The sequence below is a fragment of the Streptomyces sp. NPDC042102 genome, from assembly GCF_055582305.1.
The window spans coordinates 1,557,537-1,582,742 of sequence record NZ_JBVJDL010000001.1; the positions used below are offsets into that span (position 1 = coordinate 1,557,537).

Sequence of the window (25,206 nt, forward strand, 5' to 3'; positions counted from 1 at the left end):
GCGGCGCGTGGGGCGGCGACCGGCCGGATCCGGCCGGTCCGCGCCGGTCCGCACCGGTTGAAGGGTTGGGGGACGCGCGGTGTTGGAAACGTCCTCACAGGTTCCGCGCGATCCGTCCGCGACCCCCATCGAAGGGACCGCCCGTGCCCAGGCACCGAACGGCCGCCCCGCGGCGCCGCCTGCCCCGCCTCCTCGGTTCGCTCCTGCTCCTCGCGGCGGCCGCCGTCTCCACCGCGGCCGCACCCGACGGGGCCGCCGCCGCTGCCGCCGTGCCCGTCCCGCTGGGCGGGATCGTCCCGGCGCCCGCCTCCGTCCGGCCGGGCGGATCCCCGTACACCCTCGGTGCCACCACCGCCATCCGGGTCGACGCCGGCTCCGCCGAAGCCCGGCAGGTCGGCGAGTACCTCGCCGGCATCCTGCGGCCCTCGACCGGCCACCCCCTGCCCGTGGTCACCGGTCCGGGCACCGACGGGATCCAGCTGCGCCTCGGCGCGGACGACCGGGCCCTGGGCGACGAGGGCTACCGCCTGGTGAGCGGCCCGGGCACGGTGCGCGTCGCCGCCAACCGGCCGGCCGGGCTCTTCCACGCCGCACAGACACTGCGCCAGCTGCTGCCCGCCGCCGTCGAGCGGCGCACCCGCCAGCCCGGCCCATGGCAGATCTCGGGCGGCACCCTCACCGACGCCCCGCGGTACGCGTACCGCGGGGTCATGGTGGACGTCTCCCGGCACTTCTTCACCGTCGACCAGATCAAGCGCTACATCGACCAGGTGGCCCTGTACAAGATCAACACCCTGCACCTGCACCTGAGCGACGACCAGGGGTGGCGGATCGCGGTGGACTCCTGGCCGCGGCTGGCGACGTACGGCGGCTCCACCCAGGTGGGCGGCGGCCCCGGTGGCCACTACACCAAGGCCGACTACCAGGAGATCGTGCGCCACGCGGCGTCCCGCTACCTGGAGGTCGTCCCCGAGATCGACACCCCCGGCCACACCAACGCGGCCCTGGCCTCGTACGCCGAGCTGAACTGCGACGGCGTCGCCCCGCCCCTCTACACCGGCACCGAGGTGGGCTTCAGCTCGCTGTGCGTGCCCAAGCCGGTCACGTACACCTTCCTCGACGACGTGCTGCGCGAACTGACCGCGCTCACGCCCGGCCGGTACGTCCACATCGGCGGCGACGAGGCGGCGGCCACGCCGCCCGCCGACTACGTGACCTTCATGGACAAGGTCCAGCCGCTGGTGACCAAGCACGGCAAGTCGGTCATGGCCTGGCACCAGATCACCGGGGCGCGCCCCGTGCCCGGGACGGTCGCCCAGTACTGGGGTCTGGGCGGTACGGACGTCGAGGCCGTGGCCGCGGCCCGGTCCGGCACCCGGTTCGTGATGTCGCCCGCCAACCACGCCTACCTCGACATGAAGTACACGGCGAGCACCCCGCTCGGCCTGGACTGGGCGGGCCTGGTCGAGGTCGACAAGGCGTACGCCTGGGACCCGGCCACCCTCGTCAGGGGGATGCCCGCCGGTGCCGTGCTGGGCGTGGAGGCCCCGCTGTGGACGGAGACCCTGACCACCAGCGCCCACCTGGAGTACATGGCGTTCCCGAGGCTCCCCGGCGTCGCGGAGATCGGCTGGTCGCCCGCCGCCACCCACAACTGGGCCGCCTACCAGCTGCGTCTCGCGGCCCAGGGGCCCCGGCTGGACGCCCTGGGCATCACCTTCTACCGCTCACCGAAGGTCCCCTGGCGCAGCTAGGTGTCGTGACCCGCAGGGCTGGTGACGCGGTGGGCGGGGATCGACAACGCTTCTGATCGATACACCCGGCGCATCGCGGGTACGGTGAGATGATCCGTCACAGGGGGTCGCCATGCCGCGCGTCGAGCTTTCGTCCGGACCGATCGACTACCAGGACACCGGTGGTGAGGGGCCCGTCCTGGTCTTCGCCCACGGCATGCCCATGAACGAGACCCAGTGGCGCAAGGTCGTCCCGCTGCTCGACGGGTACCGCTGCGTGCTGCCCACGCTGCCCCTCGGCGGCCACCGCAGCCCGATGAAACCCGACGCCGACCTCTCCCAGGCCGGCATGGCCAGGATCCTGGGCGAGTTCATCGAGGAACTCGGCCTGGACGGGGTGACCCTGGTGCTGAACGACTGGGGCGGGGGCCAGTTCCTCATCTCCCAGGGACGGGCCCAGCGGATCGCCCGCCTGGTGCTGGTGGCCTGCGAGGCCTTCGACAACTTCCCGCCGGGACCGGCCAAGGCGATGGCCTTGGTGACGCGGATCCCCGGATCCGTATGGGTCCTGACCCGCCTGATGCGCCTGCCCGCCGTCCGTCACCACCCGGGCGGCTACGGCGGGATGAGCCTGCGCGGGATCCCCGACGACATCATGGACGACTGGTTCGCGCCCGCCACGCGCAGCAGGGCCATCCGCCGGGACTTCGCCAAGTTCGCCACCGGGGCGCCCGGCCGCCGGACCCTGCTGGCCTGGAGCGAGCGGTTGCGCGAGTTCGACCGCCCGGTGCTGGTCGTCTGGGCCACCGAGGACCGGCTGATGCCCCGTGAGCACGGCCCCCGGCTGGCCGCCCTGTACCCGCAGGCCCGGCTGGTCGAGATCGAGGACTCCTCCACCCTCGTGCCCGAGGACCAGCCCGAGCGGCTCGCGAAGGCCCTCACCGACTTCCTGGTCGCCACCGGGGCGGAGCCGGCCCGGCAGACCGGCTGAACGCCGTCTGCGCCCGGCGCCGACCCCGGCGCCGGGCGCTGCGGCGACCTCAGCGGGCCAGGAACGGTCCGAGCGCCGCGGTGAGTTCGGCGGGCGCGTCCAGGGCGATCAGGTGGGCCGCGGCGGGGAACTCGACCAGCGTGGCGCCGGGGATCCCGGTGGCGTAGCGGCGGGCGATGTCCTGGAAGTCGGCGACGTCGAGCCGGCCGATCCCGACCAGGGTGGGACAGGTGATCGTGGCGATGTCGCCTCCCGGACCGCCCCGGGAGTGTTCCCCGACGGCGTCCTGGTTCACCAGGGAGGTCCGCACCGCGGTACGGAGCTCCTCGGCCAGCCCCGGGGCGACGTCCGCCCAGTCGCGGCCGGGCCCGCGCAGCCACATGTCCAGGTTCACCGCGACCGCGGTGTCCAGGTCGCCGGCGGCCAGGGCCGCGGTCTCGGCCTCGTCGTACGCGATCATGTCGGCGGACCAGCCGTAGCCGGGCCACGGCGGGGCGAGCACGGTCAGGGAGTGCACCCGGCCCGGGTGGGCGAGCGTGAAGTCCACGGCCACGCGGCCGCCCCAGGACGCGCCGACGAGGCGGACGCTGTCGTGACCGAGATGGTCCAGGAGGCGGCACAGGTCGTCGGTCGTGCTGAACGGGCCGGCCGGGGGCGCGGAATCACCGAAGCCGCGCAGGTCGTACCGGATGACGGTGTGCCGCTCGGCGAGGGCGGGCGCGACGGCGTCCCACATGCGGTGGTCGGCGACGCCGGCGTGGACGAGCACCACGGGTGAACCGTCGCCGGTGACGGTGTAGGACAGGTGGCCGAGATCGTCGGCAAGTCTGATCATCCGCAGATCGTCGCAGGTGAGCGCCGCGAGCGCGATCCGGTTTGCGACCGGTCCGGCGACCGGTCCGGCGACCGGTCCGGGGATCGGCGTCTTTCGGCGGTCACCGTCCGTGCCGGTCGGCCCACCGCACGCTCCTCCGACGGTCCACATGCTGCGCCCGAGTGGCGCGGCGCGCCCGTACGGGATCCGCTGGAGGAGTGAGCACACGGGCAGGCGTACCCGCCGGCGCCGCGGCACCGCCGCGCTGGGCCGAGCTGCCACCGGCGGCGGGTGCCGCGGTCATGGCCACCGGCATCGTCTCCATCGGCCTGTGGCTCATCGGCCCCCGCGGGCTGACCGGCGCGCTCTCCGGTGTCCTGTTCCTCCTCGCCGCCCTGCTGTGGCTGGTGCTCGCCGCCGGATTCGCCGCCCGGCTCACCCGCGACCGGGCCCGCTGGCGGTCCGAGGCCGACACCCCGCCCGCCCTCACCGCCGTCGCCGCGACCTGCGTACTCGGTGTGCGCGTCTCCAACAGCGGCTGGCAGACGCTCGCGGCGGCCCTGCTGGTGCTGGCGATGGCCGTCTGGCCGGTCCTGCTGGTCGGCGTGATGCGGAACTGGCACCGCGGCATGCCCGGCGCGGCCTTCCTGGTGTGCGTGGCCACCCAGGCGCCGGCCGTCCTCGCGGCCGAGCTGGCCGCCGCCGGCTACGGCGACTGGCTCGCACGGGCCGCACTCGTGTTCTTCCTCCTCGGCCTGCTGCTCTACCTCGAAGCCCTGGTCCGCTTCGACTTCCGGCAGATCGCCGAGGGCAGCGGCGACCACTGGATCGCGGGCGGAGCACTGGCCATTTCCGCGCTCGCCGGTTCCAGGCTCCTCGCCTCGCCCCTGTGGACGGGCCCGGCACACGACGCGCTGCGCGTGACGACGCTGCTCCTGATCGTGCTCGAGCTCGCCTGGTACGTCGTCCTGATGGCAGCGGAAGTGCGCTGGCGGCGTACGGGGTACGACCTGGGGCGGTGGTCGACGGTCTTCCCGCTCGGCATGGCGGCCGTGGCCTGCCTGTCCGGGGCGGAGACGGCGGGCGTGGAGGACCTGCGCGTCCTCGGCGAGCTGCTGCTGTGGATCGCGCTCGGGGCCTGGCTGCTGACGGCCACCGGGCTGGTGCTCACGGGTACGGGCCGGCGCGGTCCGCGGGCTACGGATTGACGGCGGTCAGCAGGACCGCGGCGTCACCGATCGCGGTCACGCTGTGGTGCCCGGACGGCAGCAGGTACAGGACGCCCTGCGACAGCTCGACGTCGGCGTGGTCGCTGCTGACGCGCACGCTGCCGCGCAGCACCTGCAGGGACGCCGCGGGCGGGGTGGCGTGCTCGCCCAGCTGCGTGCCGTCGGTCAGGGCGATGACGGTCTGCCGCAGCGGTACGTCCCGAAGGATCAGCAGGGCGCTGCGCCCGTGCCGGTCGGCCCGGGCGGCGGTCAGCTGCTCCTCCGCGAGGGTGGCGAGGTCTTTCACGTGGTGCTCCCGTACGTACGTGGTGCGGACACACCCGATCTGCTGACTCCTACCGCTCCCGCGCCTGCCCCGTGCCCGCGACGCCAAACCCCCGCCCCGGAACCGGGACGGGGGCCCGCCGCCGGCACCGGGCCGGCGCCCGGATCAGGAGAGCGGCGCGGGGGCGGACAGGGTCTGCCAGAAGTCGCACCGGTGGTCGGCGGCGAAGGTGCCGGCCGGCCGGGTGTCCGTCGGGCTCAGGATCAGGGCCGTGGTCCGCGGACCGGCCGGCGGCCACCGGACCTGACCCGGCGCGTTCGGGTCCGCGGACCGCGCGAAGGCACCCCAGTACCGCTTCATCCGGTGCGCGAGCGCGGCCTGGACCGGGGTCAGCGGCCGGTCGCCCATGGTGAAGTCGTGCAGGTAGGCCAGCTCGGCGCTGTGCGCGTTGGACATGTCCAGCCCCGGCACCTGCGCGCCGCGCAGGGTGGGGGAGTCGGGGTCGTCGAACTCGTAGAGGTACGTCGGCACCTGCGCCGAGAAGAGCCGCGCGGTCCCGTACGTCCCGCAGGCGAAGCCCGCGTCGGTCAGCACCGCCGACAGGGCCAGGTACGGGGAGGCGTAGCCGGTGACCGGGTAGCGCGCGAGGACCTCGTCGGCGGCCGCCCCGTACGTGGCCCGCACCTGGGCCGCGTACTGCTCCGCCGTCAGCCCCGGATGCGTGAACGCGACGAACAGCCGCGCCTCCGACCGGGTGCTGCCGATCAGGACGGGCACCTTGTTCCAGGCGCCGCCCCGGATCGCCTCCGCGGGCTCGACGGGCAGCAGCCCGTCACCGTACGAAGGGCCCGAGGTGGGCCGGGTCCGCGCCGCGCCGACCAGATCGGCCGCGGGTACGGCGCGCAGGCAGGCGGCGACCCGCTCCGGCTCGGCGCATCCGACGCTCGCGGCGAACGCACGGCCCTCGGCCTCGGCCCGCGCCCGGTCGGGCGGGCCCAGCAGCGTGCACGGACCGCTCTGCAGGATCGCGCGCCCGAACAGCCCGGCCGCCTGCGGCGAGGCGAGCAGGGCGCAGACCGAACCGCCGCCCGCGGACTGCCCGGAGACCGTGACGTTGCCCGGGTCGCCGCCGAAGGCCGCGATGTTCTCCCGGGTCCACCGCAGCGCCGCGATCTGGTCCATCAGCCCGAAGGAGCCGGAGGCGAGCGGGTTCTCGCGGCCCAGCTCGGGCAGGCCCAGGTAACCGAGCTGGCCGAGCCGGTAGTTGACCGACACCACGATGCTGTCCGTCAGCTCGGCCATCGTGCGGCCGCCGAACTGGGTTCCCGTGCCCTGGCTGTACGCGCCCCCGTGGATCCAGAGGATCACCGGCAGCCGCGCGCCGGCACGCGCGGTACGGGGCCGGTACACGTCCAGGTGGAGACAGTCCTCGCTGACGGCCGACGGGTCCGCGAGACCGAACGGCGAGAACTGCACGCACGCGGGCGCCTGCGTGGTGGCCTCGCGCACGCCGCTCCAGCGCCGCGCCTCCCGGGGGGCCCGCAGCCGCTCCTCGCCCACGGGGGCGGCGGCGTAGGGGACGCCCAGGAACTCCTGGGCGCCGTCATGATTCTGGCCGCGCAGCGCGCCCTGGGCGACCGCGACCACCGGACGCGGCGATCCGCCGCGCGGGGATCCGCCGCCCGGGGCGGCCGCGGGTGCGGGGAACGCCGCCGCGAGCACGGCCGCGGCGGCCAGGGGCCAGGCGAGCCAGGGGGTGAGCCGGGGCGCGAGCCGGGGGCCGCGCCGGGCACTGAGCCGGGGGCGGCGGCGGGGCCGTACGGGGTGAAGCCGCTCGGGGGGCTTCGTCATTCGTCCTCCTGAGGTCACGAAAGGTCACGGACAGGGGGGCTCACGGCAGCCGGTTCACGGGCGCAGCCCCGCGAGCAGGGCCGAGGTGGCGGCGAAGTCGGCGGGCCCGGTGTTCCAGTCGGCCTGCATCGGGCTGACGGCGATCTTCCCGGAGCTGACGGCCTCCACGTCCCCGCCCCGGACGGCGGGCCGCGGGACGACCTTCACCGTCACCTTCCAGGTGCCGTCCCCGGAATCGGTGAAGTCCGGTTCCAGGAAGGTCTGCGGGTCCTGGACCGTGGCGGCGACCCCGGCGGCCGTCCCCGTGCCGTCGGCGCCCACCACGGGGTGGTTCACGTTGAGCCCGATGCCCTTGGGCAGCAGCGGCCCGGACGCGGACCGCGCCCGCAGCCGGTCGATCAGCTTGACCGCGAAGTCGACGGTGGGGCCCATGGCGTTGACGGTCGTGACCGGGTCGGGGACCGTGAGGCCGCCCGTGCTCAGGGCGATGGCCGGGACGCCGTGCTCCAGGGCGGCGACCGCACCGCCGACCGTCCCCGAGTGCGTCGCGAGGCCCGCGACGTTCGGCCCGAAGTTGGTGCCGGAGACCACCAGGTCGGGGGCGCGCCCGGCGAACACCTCGGCCAGCCCGAAGAGCACCGAGTCGCCGGGGGTGCCGTCGACCGCCCACACCTTCGGCTCGGGGTGGCGCACCGCGAGGGTGGCGCCGCCCATCATCTTGGTCCCGGTGCCGCTCTGGTTGGTGAGCGGGGCCACGATGGTGACGTCGTGCCCGGCGGCGGTCAGCCGCTCGTACGCCTTGCGGATGCCGGGCGCGGTGTAGCCGTCGTCGTTGGTCAGCAGGATCCGCAGCGGTCGGGCGGCGGGCCCGTCCGGTGCCGTCGGCCTTGTCGCGGCCGAGGCCAGCGTGTGCGCGGAGGCGGCGGCGGGCGCGGTCCCGGCCAGGGCCGGCGTACACAGCAGCAGTGCGGCCAGTGGCAGAACTCGCTTGCGTCTCACAGGGGCTCCTTCGAAGGGGAGGGAGGGGTGACGGTGAGGGTGAGCGGGGTGGGACCGGCGGGCGCACGACCCTCGGCGCGCGCCCGCCGGAGCTTCGGCCGGGTGGGCGGGGTGGGTCAGCGCACGCCTCGGATGGGGAGGATGGCGAGCGCGCCCACCAGCGACAGGGCGCCGCCGACCAGGAAGAGCGGGGTGTACCCGCCCAGGGAGGTGACGACGGCGGAGGCGACGAACGGGGCGATGATCTGCGGCCCGGCGTTCGCGATGTTCAGGACGCCCATGTCGCGCGCGGCGTCCTCGGCCCGCGGCAGGACCAGGGTCACGAGCGCGGTGTCGACGGCCATGAAGCAGCCGAACGCGAGACCGTTGAGCGCGCTGAAGACGAGCATGCCGGTCCAGGTGGGGCTGATCACGGGCACGGCCATGACGAGCCCGGCGAGCGCGGCCGAGACGCCCACGAACACCTTGCGCCGGTTCCAGCGGTCGGACAGCAGCCCGCCGACCACGGTGGACAGCGCCATCGCGGCCATCGACACCGGGGTGAGCACCGCGATCGCGGCGGGCGGGGTCAGTCCGGCGGGCAGGGTGATGTGGTCGTCGAGGACGTAGAGCTGGTAGCCGACGACGGAGAAGTATCCGAGGACCATCAGGGCACGGCCGATGAAGGCCCAGCGGAAGTCGTGGTCGGCCAGGGCCGACAGGAACGCCGCCACCTGTGCCTTCCCGCTCGCCCGCGCCGCGGTGGGGACGGACCCGGACCGGGGTACGTCGCGGCAGAACGAGGTGAGCAGCAGCGCGGCCCCGGCGCCCACGGCGCCGAGCACCAGATAGCCCGTCCGCAGGTGGCCGGCGGTCTGGGAGGCGATGAGTACGCCGACCGTGCCGCCGATCGGCAGCCCCAGTCCGACCAGCGCGGAGGCGGTGCCGCGCCGGGCGGCGGGCACCCGGTCGGGCACGACCGCGGTGACGGCGGCCTGGTAGACGTTCATGGTCGCCTGGACGAGGCACCAGGCGATGCCGACGAGCAGGGCGGTGGTGACGCTGCCGAGGAGCGCGAGACCCGCGAGCGAGGCGAGGGCGCCGCCCAGGATCCAGGGGTTGCGCCGGCCGCTGCGGTCCGACAGGGCGCCGGCGATCGGGTTGAAGGCGGTTGCGAACACCGCGCTGACCCCGCCGATCAGGCCCAGGACCGCGACCTTGTCATCGGGGGCGATCGTGGCGATCTGGGTGGGCAGCAGGACGGATCCGACGCCCATGTAGACGGCCATCAGGGCGGAGTTGGCGACGAGCAGCAGGAGCAGCAGGCGGCGCTGCCGTGGGACGGGGGACGCGGCGGGCGTACCGGGGGTGCCGGACGCCGGGGAGGGGTGGGGGCCGGGGGCCGGCGGTTCGGTGACGTCGTTCGTGGCCATGACGACTCCTCGGGAACGGTGCGGGGACGGTGCGGTGCGTGGGCGTCGGCGGGGAAGGCGCGGCGGCAACAGCACCGGGTGGGGACCGGGGCGGGCGGAGCGCGCAGGCGGTGCCGGGTGGGGGTGCCGGGTGGGGGTGCGGGGTGGGGGTGCCCCGCGCAGGGGTCGCGGCGAAGGGGGTGAAGGGGTCGCGACAGCGACGCGACCGTGATGGTTCACGTCGGCGTGACGTACGTGGTGGTGTTACACGTGTTACCGGCGGCGCATGGAGACTGTGTAGCACCCATTCCATGGCGGGGCTAGAGGTCCGGCAGTCGCGTTGTGCAGATCGTGACCGAGGCGGGAACTCCGGCGCGATGACGTGTAACCACTCGGCGAGGGCTTGTGTGCCCAGCGTCGGAGGCGCCACGCTGGTCGTGGCCGCCCGGTGTCACACGTAGCGATGCCGGGCGCCGGTCCGCTCGGATATCGCACTTGATTGACGATCGTTGAATTGGCGCCATACTCTCGCCGGGTCGGCGCGTGCTCGGCGCGCGGTCCAGGAAGGAAGGCTCATGGTGCTCACGGCTCACTCTCCAGACCGGGACCCGGTCGTGGTGGACCTCCCCGCGGGGCGGCTGCGCGGCACGGCCGAAGGCGGGATCGCCGTCTTCCGGGGCGTGCCGTACGCCGCCCCGCCGGTCGGTGACCTGCGGTGGCGCCCCGCCCGGCCGCACCCGGGCTGGAGCGGTACGCGGGACGCGACGGCCGACGGCCCCAGCGCGCCGCAGCTGTACATGGAGGGCGGTGACCCGGTGCTGGGCGGCCACGGATCGCCGCCGTTCGACGAGGACTGCCTGACCCTCACGGTCTGGACGCCCGCGCCCGATGCGGGCCGCCGCCCGGTGCTGCTCTGGATCCACGGCGGCGGCTTCCTGTCCGGTTCCGGCTCACTGCCCCAGTACTCGGGCGAGACCTTCGCGCGCGACGGCGATCTCGTCGTGGTCAGCATCAACTACCGCATCGGGCCGCTCGGTTATCTCTACCTCGCCCCCGACGCCGCCCCCGACACCGACGCCGGCGGGGCGGAGGCGGGAGCCGAGGGCAACTACTGGCTCACCGACCAGCTCGCCGCCCTGCGCTGGGTGAGGGACAACATCGCCGCCCTCGGCGGCGACCCGGAGTCGATCACGGTCGCCGGGCAGTCGGGCGGAGCGCTGTCCACCGCCGCGCTCGCCGGCCACCCCGAGGCGCGCGGCATGATCCGCCGGGTGATCCTCCAGAGCCCTCCGTTCGGCCTGGACCTCCCCGACCCCGGCACGTACCTGGAGCGGACCGCCGCCTTCCTGGAGCTCGCCGGCGTCAAGACCGTGGCGGAACTGCGCGACCTGCCCTGGCCGTCGCTGATCGGCGCGGCGGGCGGGCTCTTCGCGCGGACCATGCGCTGGGGCTACTGGCCCACGCCGTTCCTGCCCGTACGGGACGGTGTCACGCTGCCCTGCCACCCGGCCGAGGCGCTGCTGCACGGAGCGGCCGCGGCCGACGTCGACGTGATGATCGGGTGGACCCGGGAGGAGGCGAACTTCGGCTTCGCCCTGGACGAGGGATGCGCGGCGGCGACGCGCGAACAGGTGACGGCACGGATCGCCCGGACCTTCGGGGCGCAGGCGGCCCCCGAGGTGTACGCCGCGTACGAGCGCGAGCGCCCCGGCGCCCGCCCGGCCGACGTCCTCATGGATCTGATCACGGACGAGCTGTTCCGGGTCCCCTGCGTGCGGCTGGCCGAGGCGCGGGCGGTACGGGGGCGACCGGTCTGGGCGTACCAGTTCGACCTGCCCACCCCGGCGTACGAGGGCCGGCTCGCCGCCGCGCACTGCCTCGAACTGCCCTTCGTCTTCGACAACTTCGCGAACTGGTCGCACGCCCCCTTCCTGGCCGGGCTCGATCCCGCCGTCCGCGGCACCCTCGCGTCCGCCATGCACCGGGCGTGGATCGCCTTCGTCCGCACCGGTGACCCGAACCACCCCGGGATGCCGGCCTGGCCCCGGTACGACACGCACACCCGCACCACCCTGTGCTTCGACTCCACCGTGACCGCCGCCGACGACCCCGCCGGCCCCTCCCGGCGGCTGCACGCCGCGGCGCGCGCCGAGGTCCCGTAGCCGGCGACAGGGCAGGCCGGGCGGCCGGCGGGCAGTCGCTGACGGAGGGAGCGGCTGCCCGTTCGGCATGCCCGTGAACCGGGCGGAAAGATCTAACTCGTGTAACCTGAAAGGAGCAGATGGTACGTCGACCGGAGGAGCGCTGAGACACGCCATGGCCAGGAACCAGCCCGCCACCGGAGCCGCCCCGGCGCCCGCGTCGATCACCAGCGCCGACGTCGCCCGCCTCGCCGGGGTCTCGCGCGCCACCGTCTCCTTCGTCCTCAACGACACCCAGGGCCACCGCGTCAGCGCGGGCACCCGCGAGCGGGTCCTGGCCGCGGCCAGGCAGCTCGGCTACGTGCCCAACGCCACCGCCCGCTCCCTGCGCGCCGGACGCAGCAACCTGATCCTGATGCCCGTGTCGGTCTCGGCGATCGGCCGTCTGGTCAGTTCCTGGGCGGACGACCTGTACAGCGAGCTGGAGCGGTACGGCTATACGGCCGTGCTCCACGCGGGCCGCTTCGCCGACCCCCTCGACGCCGCCCGGGCCTGGGCCGAACTGCGGCCGACGGCGGTCGTCGCCATGGACGGCGACCGGTTCACCGCCCAGGCGGCGGACGTACTGCGGCGCGCCGGCGTGCGCGGCCTGCTCGCCTTCGCTGCCCGTCCGGTGGAGGGCGTCCACACCATCGGCTTCGACCACGCCCAGGTCGGCGCCGTCGCGGCCCAGCACCTCATCGCACGCGGACGCACCCGGATCGGCGTGGTGCTGCCGCAGGAACGCGGGCTCGACTCGCTGGCCCGGCCGCGCCTGGCGGGGGCCCAGTCGGTCGCGGCCCGGCACATGGCGACCGTCACCCCGGTCGAGCTCGCCCACACCCGCGAGTCGGCCGTGGACCTGGCCCGCCGCTGGAAGGACCTGGGGCTGGACGCCGTATTCGCCTACAACGACGAGTACGCGGCGCTGCTGATGCACGCGCTGCTGGCCGAGGGGCTCTCCGTACCGCAGGACGTCGCGATCGTCGGCTGCGACGACCTCGTGCTCTCCGCCCTCCAGGAGCCGCCGCTCACCACCGTGCGCCTGGACCTGCCGTCGCCGGCGCGGATCGCCGACGCCCTGCACGAGCTGATCGAGACGGGGCGGACGGCGCCGGTGCCGGCCATCGAGCCGGCCCTGGTCCAGCGCCGGACCACCTGACGTACGTCGGCCCGCGCTGACGCGGGCCTGCGGCGCGCCGTCCGGGCTTCGTAACGTTTGTCCGAAAATGCTTGTGCCCCCGGCAGGGGCGGTCTAGTGTGTTACACGTGTAAGCGCAACTCCAGCGACGTCCTCCCGCCGACTGTGAGCCTCATCGGCGCCCCCCAGCGCCCTGGCCGGTTGAACGAGTTTCCCGCGGTGCCGTCGCCTTCCCCCTCTGGGAGCACGTCATGCTCACCGCCCCTGCCTGCACCATCCCCCGCCCCGCGTCCCCGGGCGGCGACTGCGCCCACTGGGCGGCCCAGCCGACCCCCGCCACCGTTCCACTGGTGCGCTCCCGGGTCCGGGCCGTCCTGGAGGGCTGGCAGGTCTCCCTCGCCGTCGCGGACGCCCTGGTCCTGGCCGTGAGCGAACTCGTCGGCAACGCCGTGCGGCACGCGGCCCGCGCCTCCGACCGGCTGGGTGTGAGTGTGACCCTCGTTGGCGGCTGGCTGCAGCTCGAGGTCACCGACGGTGACCCGGTCCTGCCGCCGCCCGTCCACGAGGTCGACGCGGAGGCCGAAGGTGGCCGCGGACTGCTGATCGTCACCCTGCTCCTCGCCGAGCTGGGCGGCGAACTGGCCATGTTGGCCCACGAGTTCGGCAAGACCGCCCGGGTGCGCGTCCCTGTGGCCTGAGGTGTCGTAACGGGCCCCGGCGGACCCGTTCGACCCTGCGCCGGCCTGCGAATATCGCGAAAGATTGACGGTCGCCAAAAAATCGAGATACTAACTCCATCCTCCCCGCTGCCCCCTGAACGAGGTGCCGCCCCATGGAGCTCTCCCCGTCCGCGCACGCGGATTCCTTCTGCCGTGACCGGTTGCCCGCCTTCTCCCTCTGGCCCGAACTCCACTTCGATCTCCCGGAGCTGGACTATCCCGACCGGCTCAACGCCGCCGGCCGCCTGCTCGACGAGGCCGTCGAGCGGTGGGGTCCCGACCGCCCCTGCCTGCTGACCCCCACCGAGCGGTGGAGCTACGGCGACCTGCTCCGCCGCGCCAACCAGGTCGCCCAGGTCCTCACCGAGGACCTCGGCCTCGTCCCCGGCAACCGGGTCCTGCTGCGCGGCCCCAACAACCCCTGGCTGGTCGCCGCCTGGTTCGGCGTCCTCAAGGCCGGCGGGGTCGCCGTCACCACGATGCCGCTGCTGCGCGCCGCCGAACTCGCCGAGCTGCACGACATCAGCCGCCCGGCCGTCGCCGTCTGCGACCACCGCCACCTGGACGAACTCGACCGCGCCCACACCCCCGGGCTCACCGTCCTGGCCTACGGCGGCCCGGCCGACGACGACCTGACCGCCCGCTGCGAGGCCAAGAGCGGCCGCTTCGCCACCATCGCCACCGCCGCCGACGACGTGGCCCTGATCGCCTTCACCTCCGGCACCACGGGACGCCCGAAGGCCACCCTGCACTTCCACCGGGACGTCCTGGCCAACGCCGACACGTTCTCCCGGCACGTCCTCAGGCCCCACCGGGACGACGTCTTCACCGGTACGCCCCCGCTGGCCTTCACCTTCGGGCTCGGCGGTCTGGTGGTCTTCCCCCTGCACGTCGGGGCGTCGACCCTGCTGATCGAGCAGGCCGGCCCGCGGCAACTGGCCGATCTCGTCGCCGAGCACGGCGTGACCGTCCTGTTCACCGCCCCCACCGCCTACCGGGCGATCATGGCCGCCGGTGCCGTGGACCGGCTGGCCGGGGTGCGCCGCTGCGTCTCGGCCGGCGAGGCGCTGCCGGCGAAGGTGTGGCACGAGTTCCATGACGCGACCGGGCTGCGCATCATCGACGGCATCGGTGCCACCGAGATGCTGCACGTCTTCATCTCCGCGGCTGACGACGACATCCGCCCGGGCGCCACGGGCAGGCCGGTCCCGGGCTACCGCGCCGAGGTGGTGGACGAGAACGGCATGCCCGTGCCCGACGGCGAACCGGGGCTGCTGGCGGTCACCGGCCCCACGGGCTGCCGCTACCTGTCGGACGCGCGCCAGACGACGTATGTCCGCGGCGGCCGGAACATCACCGGGGACACCTATGTCCGTGACGCCGACGGGTACTTCTGGTACGTCGCCCGCAGTGACGACATGATCGTCTCCTCCGGCTACAACATCGCGGGCCCCGAGGTCGAGCGGGCCCTCGCCACCCACCCGTACGTCGAGGAGTGCGGCGTCGTGGGTGCGCCCGACGACCGGCGCGGCATGCTCGTGACGGCGTACGTCGTGCTGCGCGCCGGGGCCGAACCCGGTGCGGGCACCGTCAAGGAGCTCCAGGAACACGTCAAACGGGCCATCGCGCCGTACAAGTACCCGCGGGCCGTCGAGTTCGTGACCGCGCTCCCGCGCACGGGCACCGGGAAGCTCCAGCGCGGCGAACTGCGCAGGCGCGCCCACGAGGCCGCCGCTGGCGGTGGCGGTGGCGGTGGCCGGGCGCCGGAGCCGGACCTGCCCGGGATCACCGTCACGAGCCGGGTCGAGTGGACCGACACCGACGCGGCCGGCCACTACCACCACTCCACGGTGGTGCGCTGGGTGGAGGCCGCCGAGGCCGCCCTGCTGCGCCGGCTGGGGCTGTCCCATCTCTTCGGCAGCACGCCACGCGTCCGCTTCGAGGCCGATTACCGGGCCCGGCTGTGGTTCGGCGAGCTGGTGCGGACCGAACTGAACATCACCCGGGTGGGGACGAGCTCCCTCCACTACGCCTTCACCGTGCGCGGCGGGGCGGGGGAGGAGGCCGCCGCGGGCCGGATGGTCATCGCCCACGCGGCCGCCCGCGCGACCGGAACCACGCCCTGGCCCGACGACGTGCGCGAGGCCCTGACGAAGGCGGGCCCGCTGTCGCCCGCGCACCTCGTCTGAGGCGCATTCATGTTCTGGAATATTGACGAGCGTCAATTGCACGCAATAAATTGTGTTCCTGCACCACGAGGAGGTACGCCGTGCGCGTAGCAGTCATCGGAGGAGGGCCCGGCGGGCTGTACTTCGCGGCCCTGGCCAAGCAGCTCTCCCCGCACTGGGAGGTCACCGTCTGGGAGCGCAACGCGCCCGACGACACCTTCGGCTTCGGCGTCGTCTTCTCCGACGAGACGCTCGACGGCATCGCCCAGGCGGACCCCGAGGTCTACGCGGCCATGTCGGCGGAGTTCGCCCGCTGGAGCGACATCGACGTCCGCTACCGCGGCGAGGTCCTCACCTCCGGCGGCCACGGCTTCGCCGCCCTCGGCCGCAGGCGGCTGCTGCGCATCCTCCAGGAACGCTGCGCCGCCCTCGGCGTGGACGTCCGCCACCGCACCCAGGCCCCGCCCGTCGGCGAACTCGCCGCGGCGTACGACCTGGTGGTGGCCTGCGACGGCGTACGGTCGGCCGGCCGGGCCGCGTACGCCGACACCTTCGGCCCCGACCTCGACGAGCGCCACTGCCGTTACATGTGGCTCGGTACGGACAAGGTCTTCGAGGCCTTCACCTTCATCGTCGAGGAACGGGACTTCGGCACCGTCCAGGTCCACGCCTACCCCTATGACGACACCCGCTCCACCTTCATCGTGGAGATCGACGAGGCCGCCTGGCGCCGCGCCGGGCTGGACGTGTTCGCCGACCGCGAGCGCGCGGGCGGCGACAGCGACGAGGACAGCATCCGCTGGTGCGAGGAGCTGCTCGCCAGCCACCTCGACGGGCATCGGCTCCTGCCCAACAACTCCCGCTGGATCCGCTTCACGACCGTGCGCAACCGCACCTGGCGGCACGGCAACGTCGTCCTCCTCGGGGACGCCGCGCACACCGCCCACTTCTCCATCGGATCCGGTACCAAGCTCGCCATGGAGGACGCCCTCGCACTCGCCGCCTGCCTGAACGAGCACCCGGACGTGCCGAGCGCGCTCGCGGCGTACGAGGCCGAGCGCAAGCCGGTGGTGGAATCCACCCAGCGCGCGGCCCAGGCCAGTCTGGAGTGGTTCGAGAACGTCCACCGCTACACCGGGCAGCACCCGCGGCAGTTCGCCTTCAACCTGCTCACCCGCAGCCGCCGCGTCACGTACGACAACCTGCGGGCGCGCGACGCCCGGTTCACCACCGCCGTCGACTCCTGGCACGCGGCCCAGAGCGGGATGCCCACCGCGCCCCGAACCACGCCCGGAACCACGTCCGGTGCTCCGACGGACACCGCGCCCGATGCCACGCCCGATGCCACGCCCGATGCCGCGCCCGATGCCGCGCCCGGTACGACGGCCGGGCCTGCGCCGACGACCGCCGTACCACCGATGTTCCGGCCCTTCCGGCTGGGCGGCCTGCACCTGCGCAACCGGGTCGTGGTCCCGCCCGTCGCCCTGTACACCGCCCGCGACGGCGTCCCCGGCGACTTCGACCTCGTCCACCTGAGCACCCAGGCAGTCGGCGGCTCCGCCCTGGTCCTCGCCGGGATGACGGCCGTCAGCGCCGACGGCCGCGCCACCACGGGCTGCCCCGGCCTCTACACCGAAGCGCAGGAGGCCGCCTGGCGGCGCATCACCGACTTCGTCCACGGCCAGAGCGACACCTGCCTCGGCATCCAGCTCACCCACGCCGGGCGGCGCGCGGCCGGCCCGCCGCTGCTCGCGGCCTCCGCCCTGGCCTGGGAGGAGGGCGGGCCGGCGCCGCGCGAGGCCACCCGCGCCGACATGGACGACGTCGTGCGCGACTTCGTCCGGGCGGCCGAGCGCGCGCACCGTGCGGGCTTCGACGCCATCGAACTCCAGTACGGTCACGGTCATCTGCTGTCCGGCTTCCTCTCACCGCTGACCAACCTCCGCGACGACGCCTACGGCGGCGACCTCGAGCGCCGGCTGCGGTTCCCGCTGGAAGTGCTGCGCGCCGTACGCGCCGTCTGGCCCGCGGGCAAGGCGCTCATCGTCCGGATCTCCGCGACCGACTGGGCCGAGGGCGGTACGACCCCGGCCGACGCCGTCGCCGTCGCCCGGGCGCTGGCCGACGCCGGCGCGGACGCCGTGGACGTGTCCACCGGCGAGGTCGTCGCCCACGAGCGGCCCGCCCACGGGCGCAGCTACCAGACCCCGTACGCCGACCTCATCCGCAACGCCACCGGCATCCCCACGCTCGCCGTCGGTGCCATCTCCTCGTACGACGACGTCAACTCGATCATCCTGGCCGGCCGGGCCGACCTGTGCGCCGTGGGCCGGGCCCAGCTGCACGACCCGCTGTGGACCCTGCACGCGGCGGCCGCCCAGGGCTATCGGGGGTCCGCCGCGCCCTGGGCGCCGTCCTGGCGGGCGGGCAGCGCCACTCCGCCGGCCGCCCGCACCGACCGGGTCCCGCCGCGCCTGCACCTGCTGCGCCGGGACGCCGTACCGGTGCACCAGCGCTGGACGCCGCACCTGCCCGCCTCCGCATCCGCCCGCGCCGCGGCCACCCGCTGACCGGAAGACACCCATGGAGAACCTGCCCCGCTTCACCGCGGCGGCCGTCCAGGCCGCACCCGTCTACCTCGACCCCGCCGCCACCGTGGCCAAGGCCGTCGCCCTCGTCGAGGAGGCCGCCGGAAACGGCGCCGAACTCGTCGTCCTCCCCGAGGCGTTCGTCCCCGGGTACCCGTACTGGAACTGGACGATGAACCCGGTCCAGGGCTCGCCCTGGTTCGAACGCCTGCACCGCGCCTCCGTCGACCTCGAGGGCCCCCACGTCGACGCGCTGCGCGCGGCGGCCCGCCGGCACCGCGTCGTCCTCGTCATCGGTGTCAACGAGCGCGCCGCGCACAGCCTCGGCGTCCTGTACAACACCCTGCTGACCATCGGACCCGACGGCGCGCTCCTCGGCGTCCACCGCAAGCTGGTGCCCACCTGGGCCGAGAAGCTCACCTGGACGGGCGGCGACGGCAGTTCGCTGCGCGTCCACCGCACGCCCGTCGGCCCGCTCGGCGCCCTGGCCTGCGGCGAGAACACCAACACCCTGGCCCGCTTCACCCTGCTCGCCCAGGGTGAACTGGTCCACGCCTCCTGCTACATCGCCCTGCCCGTCGCCCCGGCCGACTACGACATGGCGGACGCGATCGCCGTCCGCACGGCCGCGCACAGCTTCGAGGGCAAGGTCTTCTCGGTCGTCGCCTGTTCGACCGTCTCCCCGGAGATCGTCGATCTGCTCGCGGGCGACGACGCCGCAACGCGCGCCCTGTTCGAGCGGCCGCGCAGCGCCCTGTCGGGTGTCTTCGGCCCCGACGGCCGCCCCGTCACCGAACCGCTCGTCGACGACGAGGGCATCGTCTACGGCGAGATCGACCTGGCCCGCTGCATCCGGCCCAAGCAGATGCACGACATCGTCGGCCACTACAACCGCTTCGACGTCTTCCGGCTGGAGGTCGACAACCGCCCCCGTACGCCGGTCACCTTCACCGCGCCGCCGCAGCCGCACCCCGTCACCGTGCACCCGGCCGCCGCGCACTCCGCCCCCGTGCACCCCGTCACCGCCATCACCGAGGAGGACGTATGACCCCCGAGCAGGACGACACCGTGCTGGGCCGCGCCCGGGTCACCGACACCCCCGAACTCACCCACTACTACGGCGAACTCGACGCCCTGGACGCCGGCGCCCTGTGGACCGTCGCCAACGACATCGAACCCTGGTACCCCCAGCCCAGGTCGGTTCCCGTGCTGTGGCGGTACGCCTCCTTGCGCCCCCTGGTCCACAAGGCCCTCGACCTGGTCAAGGCCGACGACGCGGGCCGCCGCGTCGTCATGCTCGTCAACCCCGGCCGCAAGGACGTCAGCGCCGCCGCCGGACTCCTCTACACCGGCCTGCAGATCATGGGGCCCGGCGAGGCCATGACCGCCCACCGCCACCAGGCCGCGGCCCTGCGCTTCGTCCACGAGGGCACCGGCGCGTGGACGATCGTCGACGGGCAGAAGCTCAAGGTGGGGCCCCGCGACTTCGCCATCACGCCGGGCGGCACCTGGCACGAGCACGGCAACGATGCCGACGACGCCCCCGTCATCTGGCAGGACGGACTCGACATCCCCCTGGTCAACGCCCTCGACGCCGGGTTCTACGAGGTCCACCCCGACCTCTATCAGACCCCCGGAGAGGTCATCAACTCCTCGGTCCTCAGCTACGGCGCGAACCTGTTGCCGTACGGCATGGAGAAGTGGACCCGGCCCTACTCCCCGCTGCTCGCCTACCCCTGGGAGGCGACGTACGAGGCCCTGCGCGACCTGGCCCGGGCGAGCGAGGGCTCCCCGTACGACGGGGTGATCGCCGCGTACACCAACCCCGTCACCGGCGGCCCGGTGATGCCCACCATGGGCGCCCACATGCAGCTGCTGCGCCCCGGCCAGGCCACCCGCGCCCACCGCCACACCGGCTCGGTGATCTACACGGCGGCCAAGGGCCACGGCGTCTCGGTGATCGCCGGCCGGCGCTTCGCGTGGCGGCAGGGCGACATCTTCTGCGTGCCGTCCTGGGCCTGGCACGAGCACCACAACCTCGACCCGTCCGAGGACGCCTGCCTGTTCTCCTTCGACGACTTCCCCGTCATGCGCGCGCTCGGCTTCCACCGGGAAGAGGCGTACGCCGACAACGGCGGCCACCAGCCCATCACCGACTGACCCGCGAGGAGCCCCCACCGTGCGACTGCTGACCTTCACCACCGGAATCACCGGAACCACCGACGACCACACCTCCGGCGGCCGCCTGGGCGTCCAGGACGGCGACCTCGTCCTCGACCTCGCCGCCCTCGCCGACCACACCGGCGCGGACCTCCCGCGCGACCTGCCGGCCTTCATCCGCGCCGGCGCCGCCGCCCGGGAGACCGCCCGGCTCCTGCTCGACGCCGACCCGGTCGCCCGCCCCGCCCGCGCCGTCCACCGGCTGGAGGACGTGACCCTTCTCGCCCCGCTGCGCCCCGGCAAGATCATCGGGGTCGGGCTCAACTACGTCGAACACGTCGAGGAGTCCAGCCGCAGCCTGGACACCGACAAGGAACTCCCCACCCGCCCCGTCCTGTTCGGCAAGCCCGCCACCGCCGTCACCGGCCCGGGCGCGCCGATCCGGCACGACGGGGACCTGACCGCCCAGCTCGACTGGGAGTGCGAACTCGCCGTCGTCATCGGCCGCACCGCCTTCCGCGTCAGCGAGGCCGACGCGTACGGTCACGTCTTCGGCTACAGCATCGTCAACGACATCAGCGCCCGCGACCAGCGCCGCTCCGGTCAGTGGTTCTTCTCCAAGGGCCAGGACTCCTACGCCCCCTTCGGCCCCGTCGTCGTCACCGCCGACGAGATCCCCGACCCCATGAAGCTGGACCTCTCGCTGCGCGTGAACGGAGTCACCAAGCAGAGCTCCAACACCCGCCACATGCTGTTCCCCATCGCCCGCCTCATCGCCGACATCAGCTCCGGCATGACCCTGGAGCCCGGCGACGTCATCGCCACCGGCTCCCCGTCCGGGGTCGGCGCGGGCCGGGTCCCACCCGAGTTCCTGCGTCCCGGCGACACCGTCGAGGCGACCGTCGAACACATCGGCACCCTCACCAACCCCGTCGTCGACGCCCGCTGACCCCCGTACCGAACCGAGGAGTACCCGTGCCGCCCCGCACCTTCCGCATCGGCCAGATCGTGCCCAGCTCCAACGTCACCATGGAGACCGAGGTCCCCGCGATCCTGCGCGCCCGCGAGGCCGTCGTCCCCGACGACCGCTTCACCTTCCACTCCAGCAGGATGCGCATGACGCGGGTGACCCCGGAGCAGCTGGCGGCCATGGACGCCGACTCCGACCGGTGCGCCGTCGAACTCTCCGACGCCCGCGTCGACGTCCTCGGCTACGCGTGCCTCGTCGCCATCATGAGCATGGGCCCCGGCTATCACCGCACCTCCGAGGAGCGCCTGCACCTGCGCACCGCCGAGAACGGCGCCCCCGCCCCCGTCGTCACCAGCGCCGGTGCCCTCGTCCACGGCCTGCACACCCTCGGCGCGCGCAAGGTCGCGCTCCTCGCCCCGTACATGCGGCCCCTGACCCGTACCGTCGTGGACTACCTCACCCACGAGGGCCTCGACGTGCTGGACCACCGGTCCCTGGAGATCCCGGACAACCTCGACGTGGCCGCCCACGATCCGGCCCGGCTGCCGGAGCTCGCCCGCGCCCTGGACCACGCCGAAGCCGACGCGGTCGTCCTGTCCGCCTGCGTGCAGATGCCCTCCCTCGGCGTGATCGAGGAGGCGCAGCAGCTGCTGGGCAAGCCGGTCGTCTCCGCCGCCGTCTGCACCGCGCACCAGATGCTGCGCTCGCTCGGCCTCCCGGCCGTCGCCCCCGGAGCGGGCCACCTGCTCTCCGGCGCGTACGCGCAGGCACCCCTGCCGGGGTAGGGCCTGTCCCGCGGCCCGGGGGCCTGGGGGAGGGCTCGATATGATCGCGACCGCACACAACGGAAGGCGATCATGTCGGACAGCCCCCTCAGGCCCAGCTCGTTGATCAACACGGTCTACGGAGCCTTCCTGCGCCGTCTCGGCGGCTGGATCTCCATCGCGGACCTGATCACGCTGATGTCGGAACTCGACGTCGACGGCCCGGCGGTGCGTTCGGCGATCTCCCGGCTCAAGAAGAAGGGCGTCCTGGAACCCGAGCGCCGCGGCGCCACCGGCTACCGTCTCAGCCCCGCCGTGCACCCCGTCTTCGACGAGGGCGACCGCCGCATCTTCGCCAGCCTGGAGCCCGCCGACCTGGCCGACGGCTGGGCGCTGGCCGTCTTCTCCGTACCGGAGTCCGAGCGCTCGCACCGCTACCAGCTGCGCACCCGGCTGACGTGGCTCGGCTTCGGCAACATCGCCCCCGGCGTGTGGCTGGCCCCCGGCCGGCTCCTCGACGACGCCCGCGGCATGCTCGTGCGGCTCGGACTGAGCGACTACGTCCACCTGTTCGCCGCCGACTACGCCGCCTTCAGCGACCTCGCCGGGACGGTCAGCTCCTGGTGGGACTTCCCGGCGATCCAGGAGCAGTACGCCAGCTTCACCGACACCTACGCGCCCGTCGCCGACCGGATGACGGCGGCGCCGGCGGCCGGCCTCGACGACGCCGACGCCTTCCGCCACTACGTCCCGATGCTCACCCAGTGGCGCCGCCTGCCCTACCTCGACCCGGGCCTGCCCACCGAACTCCTGCCGCCCGACTGGAACGCGGTCGCCGCCCGCCAGGTCTTCCAGCAACTGCACGGCGTCCTGCTCGACCCGAGCCTGCGCCACGTCCGCGAGGTCACCGGCCTTCAGGACGCGTAGCGCGCCACCACGGCCGCGGCGGCGGCCGCGATCCGGGCGCGCAGGTGCGGCGGTCCCAGGACCTCGATGTCGGCGCCCAGGGCCAGCCAGGCCGCCTCGGCGTGCTCCGGCGACTCCACCGGCAGCGTGGCCCGGGTCCAGCCCGCCAGCTCCGGGTCCGGGACGCCGCCGGCGGCCACCGCGTCGGCGTCGGCGCCGGTCAGCCGGGCCACCCCGCGCGCGGAGAGCCGTACCTCGGCCTCGCCCGTGTACAGCCGGGCCCGGAAGCCGGCCTGCGCCCGCTCCCAGTGCGCGGCGAGGTCGAAGTCCGGCGGCGGCGCGCACTCCTCGTCGGTGACGGTCAGCGCGAGGATCTGGTCCACCCGGTACGTCCGGGGCTCCGGCGCCGGGTCCGGCCCGCGCGCCGGGCCCTCGGCGGGCGCCGCCACCACGTACCAGCGCCCCGCCTTGAGCACCAGCCCGTACGGGCGCAGCCGGCGGTCCACATCGGTGGGTTCCTTCCAGCGGCGGTAGCGGACCTCCAGCACCCGGCCCCGCCACACCGCGTCCGCCACCCGTGGCAGGAACGGTACGCCGGTGCTCCGCGCGTACCAGCCGGGCGCGTCGAGGTGGAAGCGCGACCGCATCCGGTCGGCCTGGTCCCGCAGCCCGGGCGGGAGCGCGGCGCGCAGCTTGAGCTGGGCGGCCGACAGCGCCCGGCCGAGCCCGAGTTCGGCGGCCGGTCCCGGCACCCCGGAGAGGAACAGCGCCTCCGCCTCCCCGCCGCTCAGCCCGGTCAGCCGGGTCCGGTAGCCCTCGAGGAGCCGGTACCCGCCCCGGTGCCCGGCGTCCCCGTACAGCGGCACACCGGCCGCGGCCAGCGACTCGACGTCGCGGTAGACGGTCCGTACGGAGACCTCCAGCTCGTCCGCGAGTTCGGCGGCGGTCATCCGCCCGCGCGTCTGGAGCAGCAGCAGGATCGTCAGGAGGCGGCTCGACTTCACTGACACAAGGTGTCAGGGGAGCGCTCCTACGGTCCAGTCATGACTTTCGCGGAGAAACTGCTGACGGTCCCGCCCCCGCTCGTGGTCGGGGGCCGCCGGATCAAGCGCTACCACGTCACCGCGGACCCCGCCGGGATCGAGCCGGAGGTCGAGGCGGCGGCGTACCGCTTCCTGCCCGGCCTGCTGAGCACGCTGCCGGCGGCCGACGGGACGCCGCCGGGCGGCTTCGTCGTCCTCCACAGGGGAGGGGACGACGGGGCCTACCTCAACGTCTACAGCTGGGTCTGGGACAACGCGCTGCACTTCACGGGCGCGGCCGCCGGGCAGCCGGTGCTCGGCTGCCCGGACCGGGACCCGACGCACTTCGTCCGGCTGGACGGCTCGCTGATCGGCTGCGTGTGGGAGCTGCCGCCGATCGCCCACGAACGCGACGCCTGGGTCCGCCACATGCTCGACGACCCGGGCGCCGCGGATCTGGAGGCCTACCTCGCCGACTCGCTCCCGGAGGGCACCACGGGGGCCGGCTGACGGCCGCCGCGTCCCCCGCGGCGCCGGTCACCGCGGGGGGACGGCCAGACGCACGAAGTCGTCGTAGGTGCGCACGGCCGTGCCGGGGCGGGACTCGTGGAGGGCGGCGATCATCGCCGAAGCCAGTTGTCCGGCGTGCACCGGGCGGTACGGGCGGGCCCGGCCGACCAGGGCCGGGGCCAGCAGCGTGGCCGCGGCCATGCCCGCACGCTCGGCCGTCCGTCGTTCCTCGCGCGGCCCGAGGATGAAGGACGGCCGGAAGATCTCCACCTGCTCGTAGCCGAGGGCGCCGACCTGCTCCTCCATGTCCCCCTTGACCCGCAGGTAGAACGCGTGCGAGGCCGGTGCCGCGGCCATGGAGGAGACCACGGCGAGCCGCCGCGCGCCCGCGTCGTGCGCCAGGCGGGCCACCGTGACCGTGTAGTGCTGGTCGATCCGCCGGAAGGCCTCCTGCGACCCCGCCTTGCGGATCGTGGAGCCCAGCGCGCCGTACACGTCGTCCACCACCGGGACGTCGTCCGGTCCCAGCCCGTCGAAGTCGACGACCCGGGTCTCCAGGCGGGGGTGCTCCACGGCGGGCGGGCGGCGGGCCAGCACCGTGACCCGGTCGTAGAGCGGCTCGCGGAGCAGCCGCGCGAGCAGCTGTCCTCCCACCAGGCCGGTGGCGCCGACCAGGAGTGCGCTGCGGGTCACGGGTGCTTCCTCTCTGCCGCGGGGACCGTGCGGTCCGCCGCCCTGCCGGCGGCGGTACCCCACGTGTGGGAAGGCTACTGCGGGTCCCGCGCGCAGCCGTGCCGATCCGCGC

Annotated in this window: 20 protein-coding genes and 2 pseudogenes; 15 read left to right on the plus strand and 7 right to left on the minus strand. The window is 74.1% G+C overall.

Annotation, left to right across the window (positions count from 1 at the left end; translation table 11 throughout):
- Nucleotides 1-143: 143 nt before the first annotated feature.
- A complete protein-coding gene (locus ACZ6KO_RS06425; protein WP_469300718.1) occupies nucleotides 144-1,754 on the plus strand; it encodes a beta-N-acetylhexosaminidase in 1,611 nt (536 codons plus the stop codon).
- Between the two features lie 112 nt (nucleotides 1,755-1,866).
- Nucleotides 1,867-2,724, plus strand: coding sequence for an alpha/beta fold hydrolase (locus ACZ6KO_RS06430; protein ID WP_469300721.1), 858 nt, complete (start codon nucleotides 1,867-1,869; stop codon nucleotides 2,722-2,724).
- A gap of 49 nt (nucleotides 2,725-2,773) precedes the next feature.
- On the opposite strand, the gene ACZ6KO_RS06435 is transcribed toward ACZ6KO_RS06430, so the two are convergent.
- Nucleotides 2,774-3,559, minus strand: coding sequence for an alpha/beta fold hydrolase (locus ACZ6KO_RS06435; protein WP_469300724.1), 786 nt, complete (start codon nucleotides 3,557-3,559; stop codon nucleotides 2,774-2,776).
- Between the two features lie 197 nt (nucleotides 3,560-3,756).
- Here ACZ6KO_RS06435 and ACZ6KO_RS06440 point away from each other — a divergent pair, with 197 nt between their 5' ends.
- On the plus strand, nucleotides 3,757-4,746 hold the full coding sequence (locus tag ACZ6KO_RS06440; RefSeq protein WP_469300727.1) for a tellurite resistance/C4-dicarboxylate transporter family protein: 990 nt from the start codon (nucleotides 3,757-3,759) through the stop codon (nucleotides 4,744-4,746).
- Here ACZ6KO_RS06440 and ACZ6KO_RS06445 read toward each other — a convergent pair.
- The 4 genes from ACZ6KO_RS06445 to ACZ6KO_RS06460 form a co-directional block, all read right to left on the minus strand.
- Nucleotides 4,736-5,053, minus strand: a complete 318-nt coding sequence (locus tag ACZ6KO_RS06445; protein ID WP_469300729.1) for a cupin domain-containing protein — start codon at nucleotides 5,051-5,053, stop codon at nucleotides 4,736-4,738. The two genes, ACZ6KO_RS06440 and ACZ6KO_RS06445, sit on opposite strands and share 11 nt — an antisense overlap.
- A 144-nt stretch (nucleotides 5,054-5,197) precedes the next feature.
- Nucleotides 5,198-6,883: a carboxylesterase/lipase family protein gene (locus tag ACZ6KO_RS06450; RefSeq protein WP_469300731.1), complete on the minus strand. Its 1,686-nt coding sequence runs from the start codon at nucleotides 6,881-6,883 to the stop codon at nucleotides 5,198-5,200.
- Between the two features lie 54 nt (nucleotides 6,884-6,937).
- Entirely contained in the window at nucleotides 6,938-7,882 is a 945-nt protein-coding gene (surE, locus tag ACZ6KO_RS06455) for a 5'/3'-nucleotidase SurE (RefSeq protein WP_469300733.1), read from the minus strand.
- Nucleotides 7,883-7,998: 116 nt separating this feature from the next.
- Nucleotides 7,999-9,294, minus strand: coding sequence for an MFS transporter (locus tag ACZ6KO_RS06460; RefSeq protein WP_469300735.1), 1,296 nt, complete (start codon nucleotides 9,292-9,294; stop codon nucleotides 7,999-8,001).
- Between the two features lie 554 nt (nucleotides 9,295-9,848).
- On the opposite strand from ACZ6KO_RS06460, the gene ACZ6KO_RS06465 reads away from it, so the two are divergent.
- The 11 genes and pseudogenes from ACZ6KO_RS06465 to ACZ6KO_RS06515 all read left to right on the plus strand — a co-directional run bounded on the left by ACZ6KO_RS06465 (nucleotide 9,849) and on the right by ACZ6KO_RS06515 (nucleotide 22,890).
- Nucleotides 9,849-11,435, plus strand: a complete 1,587-nt coding sequence (locus ACZ6KO_RS06465) for a carboxylesterase/lipase family protein (protein WP_469300737.1) — start codon at nucleotides 9,849-9,851, stop codon at nucleotides 11,433-11,435.
- Between the two features lie 154 nt (nucleotides 11,436-11,589).
- A complete protein-coding gene (locus tag ACZ6KO_RS06470; protein ID WP_469300739.1) occupies nucleotides 11,590-12,615 on the plus strand; it encodes a LacI family DNA-binding transcriptional regulator in 1,026 nt (341 codons plus the stop codon).
- Nucleotides 12,616-12,845: 230 nt separating this feature from the next.
- Nucleotides 12,846-13,292, plus strand: a complete 447-nt coding sequence (locus tag ACZ6KO_RS06475) for an ATP-binding protein (RefSeq protein WP_469300741.1) — start codon at nucleotides 12,846-12,848, stop codon at nucleotides 13,290-13,292.
- Between the two features lie 134 nt (nucleotides 13,293-13,426).
- A pseudogene (locus ACZ6KO_RS06480) lies at nucleotides 13,427-15,052 on the plus strand (AMP-binding protein); the annotation flags it as partial.
- Nucleotides 15,053-15,127: 75 nt separating this feature from the next.
- A pseudogene (locus ACZ6KO_RS06485) lies at nucleotides 15,128-15,502 on the plus strand (acyl-CoA thioesterase); the annotation flags it as partial.
- Between the two features lie 80 nt (nucleotides 15,503-15,582).
- Nucleotides 15,583-18,051, plus strand: coding sequence for an oxidoreductase (locus ACZ6KO_RS06490; RefSeq protein ID WP_469300743.1), 2,469 nt, complete (start codon nucleotides 15,583-15,585; stop codon nucleotides 18,049-18,051).
- A gap of 13 nt (nucleotides 18,052-18,064) precedes the next feature.
- Entirely contained in the window at nucleotides 18,065-19,117 is a 1,053-nt protein-coding gene (locus tag ACZ6KO_RS06495; RefSeq protein ID WP_469300745.1) for a carbon-nitrogen hydrolase family protein, read from the plus strand.
- Nucleotides 19,114-20,229 carry a cupin domain-containing protein gene (locus ACZ6KO_RS06500; RefSeq protein ID WP_469300748.1) on the plus strand — a complete coding sequence of 372 codons (1,116 nt, stop codon included), beginning with the start codon at nucleotides 19,114-19,116 and terminating at the stop codon, nucleotides 20,227-20,229. Before ACZ6KO_RS06495 ends, ACZ6KO_RS06500 begins: the two co-directional genes overlap by 4 nt.
- A gap of 19 nt (nucleotides 20,230-20,248) precedes the next feature.
- Nucleotides 20,249-21,178 carry a fumarylacetoacetate hydrolase family protein gene (locus tag ACZ6KO_RS06505; RefSeq protein WP_469300751.1) on the plus strand — a complete coding sequence of 310 codons (930 nt, stop codon included), beginning with the start codon at nucleotides 20,249-20,251 and terminating at the stop codon, nucleotides 21,176-21,178.
- Nucleotides 21,179-21,258: 80 nt separating this feature from the next.
- On the plus strand, nucleotides 21,259-21,984 hold the full coding sequence (locus tag ACZ6KO_RS06510; protein ID WP_469301581.1) for a maleate cis-trans isomerase family protein: 726 nt from the start codon (nucleotides 21,259-21,261) through the stop codon (nucleotides 21,982-21,984).
- A 72-nt stretch (nucleotides 21,985-22,056) separates the two neighbouring features.
- A complete protein-coding gene (locus tag ACZ6KO_RS06515) occupies nucleotides 22,057-22,890 on the plus strand; it encodes a PaaX family transcriptional regulator (RefSeq protein WP_469300754.1) in 834 nt (277 codons plus the stop codon).
- Here ACZ6KO_RS06515 and ACZ6KO_RS06520 read toward each other — a convergent pair.
- Nucleotides 22,878-23,873 carry a helix-turn-helix transcriptional regulator gene (locus ACZ6KO_RS06520; RefSeq protein ID WP_469300756.1) on the minus strand — a complete coding sequence of 332 codons (996 nt, stop codon included), beginning with the start codon at nucleotides 23,871-23,873 and terminating at the stop codon, nucleotides 22,878-22,880. The two genes, ACZ6KO_RS06515 and ACZ6KO_RS06520, sit on opposite strands and share 13 nt — an antisense overlap.
- 39 nt (nucleotides 23,874-23,912) lie before the next feature.
- Here ACZ6KO_RS06520 and ACZ6KO_RS06525 point away from each other — a divergent pair, with 39 nt between their 5' ends.
- Nucleotides 23,913-24,401 (plus strand): hypothetical protein, encoded by a 489-nt coding sequence (locus ACZ6KO_RS06525; protein WP_469300758.1) that lies wholly within the window; start codon nucleotides 23,913-23,915, stop codon nucleotides 24,399-24,401.
- 27 nt (nucleotides 24,402-24,428) lie between these two features.
- Here ACZ6KO_RS06525 and ACZ6KO_RS06530 read toward each other — a convergent pair whose 3' ends face one another.
- Entirely contained in the window at nucleotides 24,429-25,094 is a 666-nt protein-coding gene (locus ACZ6KO_RS06530; RefSeq protein WP_469300760.1) for an NAD-dependent epimerase/dehydratase family protein, read from the minus strand.
- Between the last annotated feature and the right edge of the window lie 112 nt (nucleotides 25,095-25,206).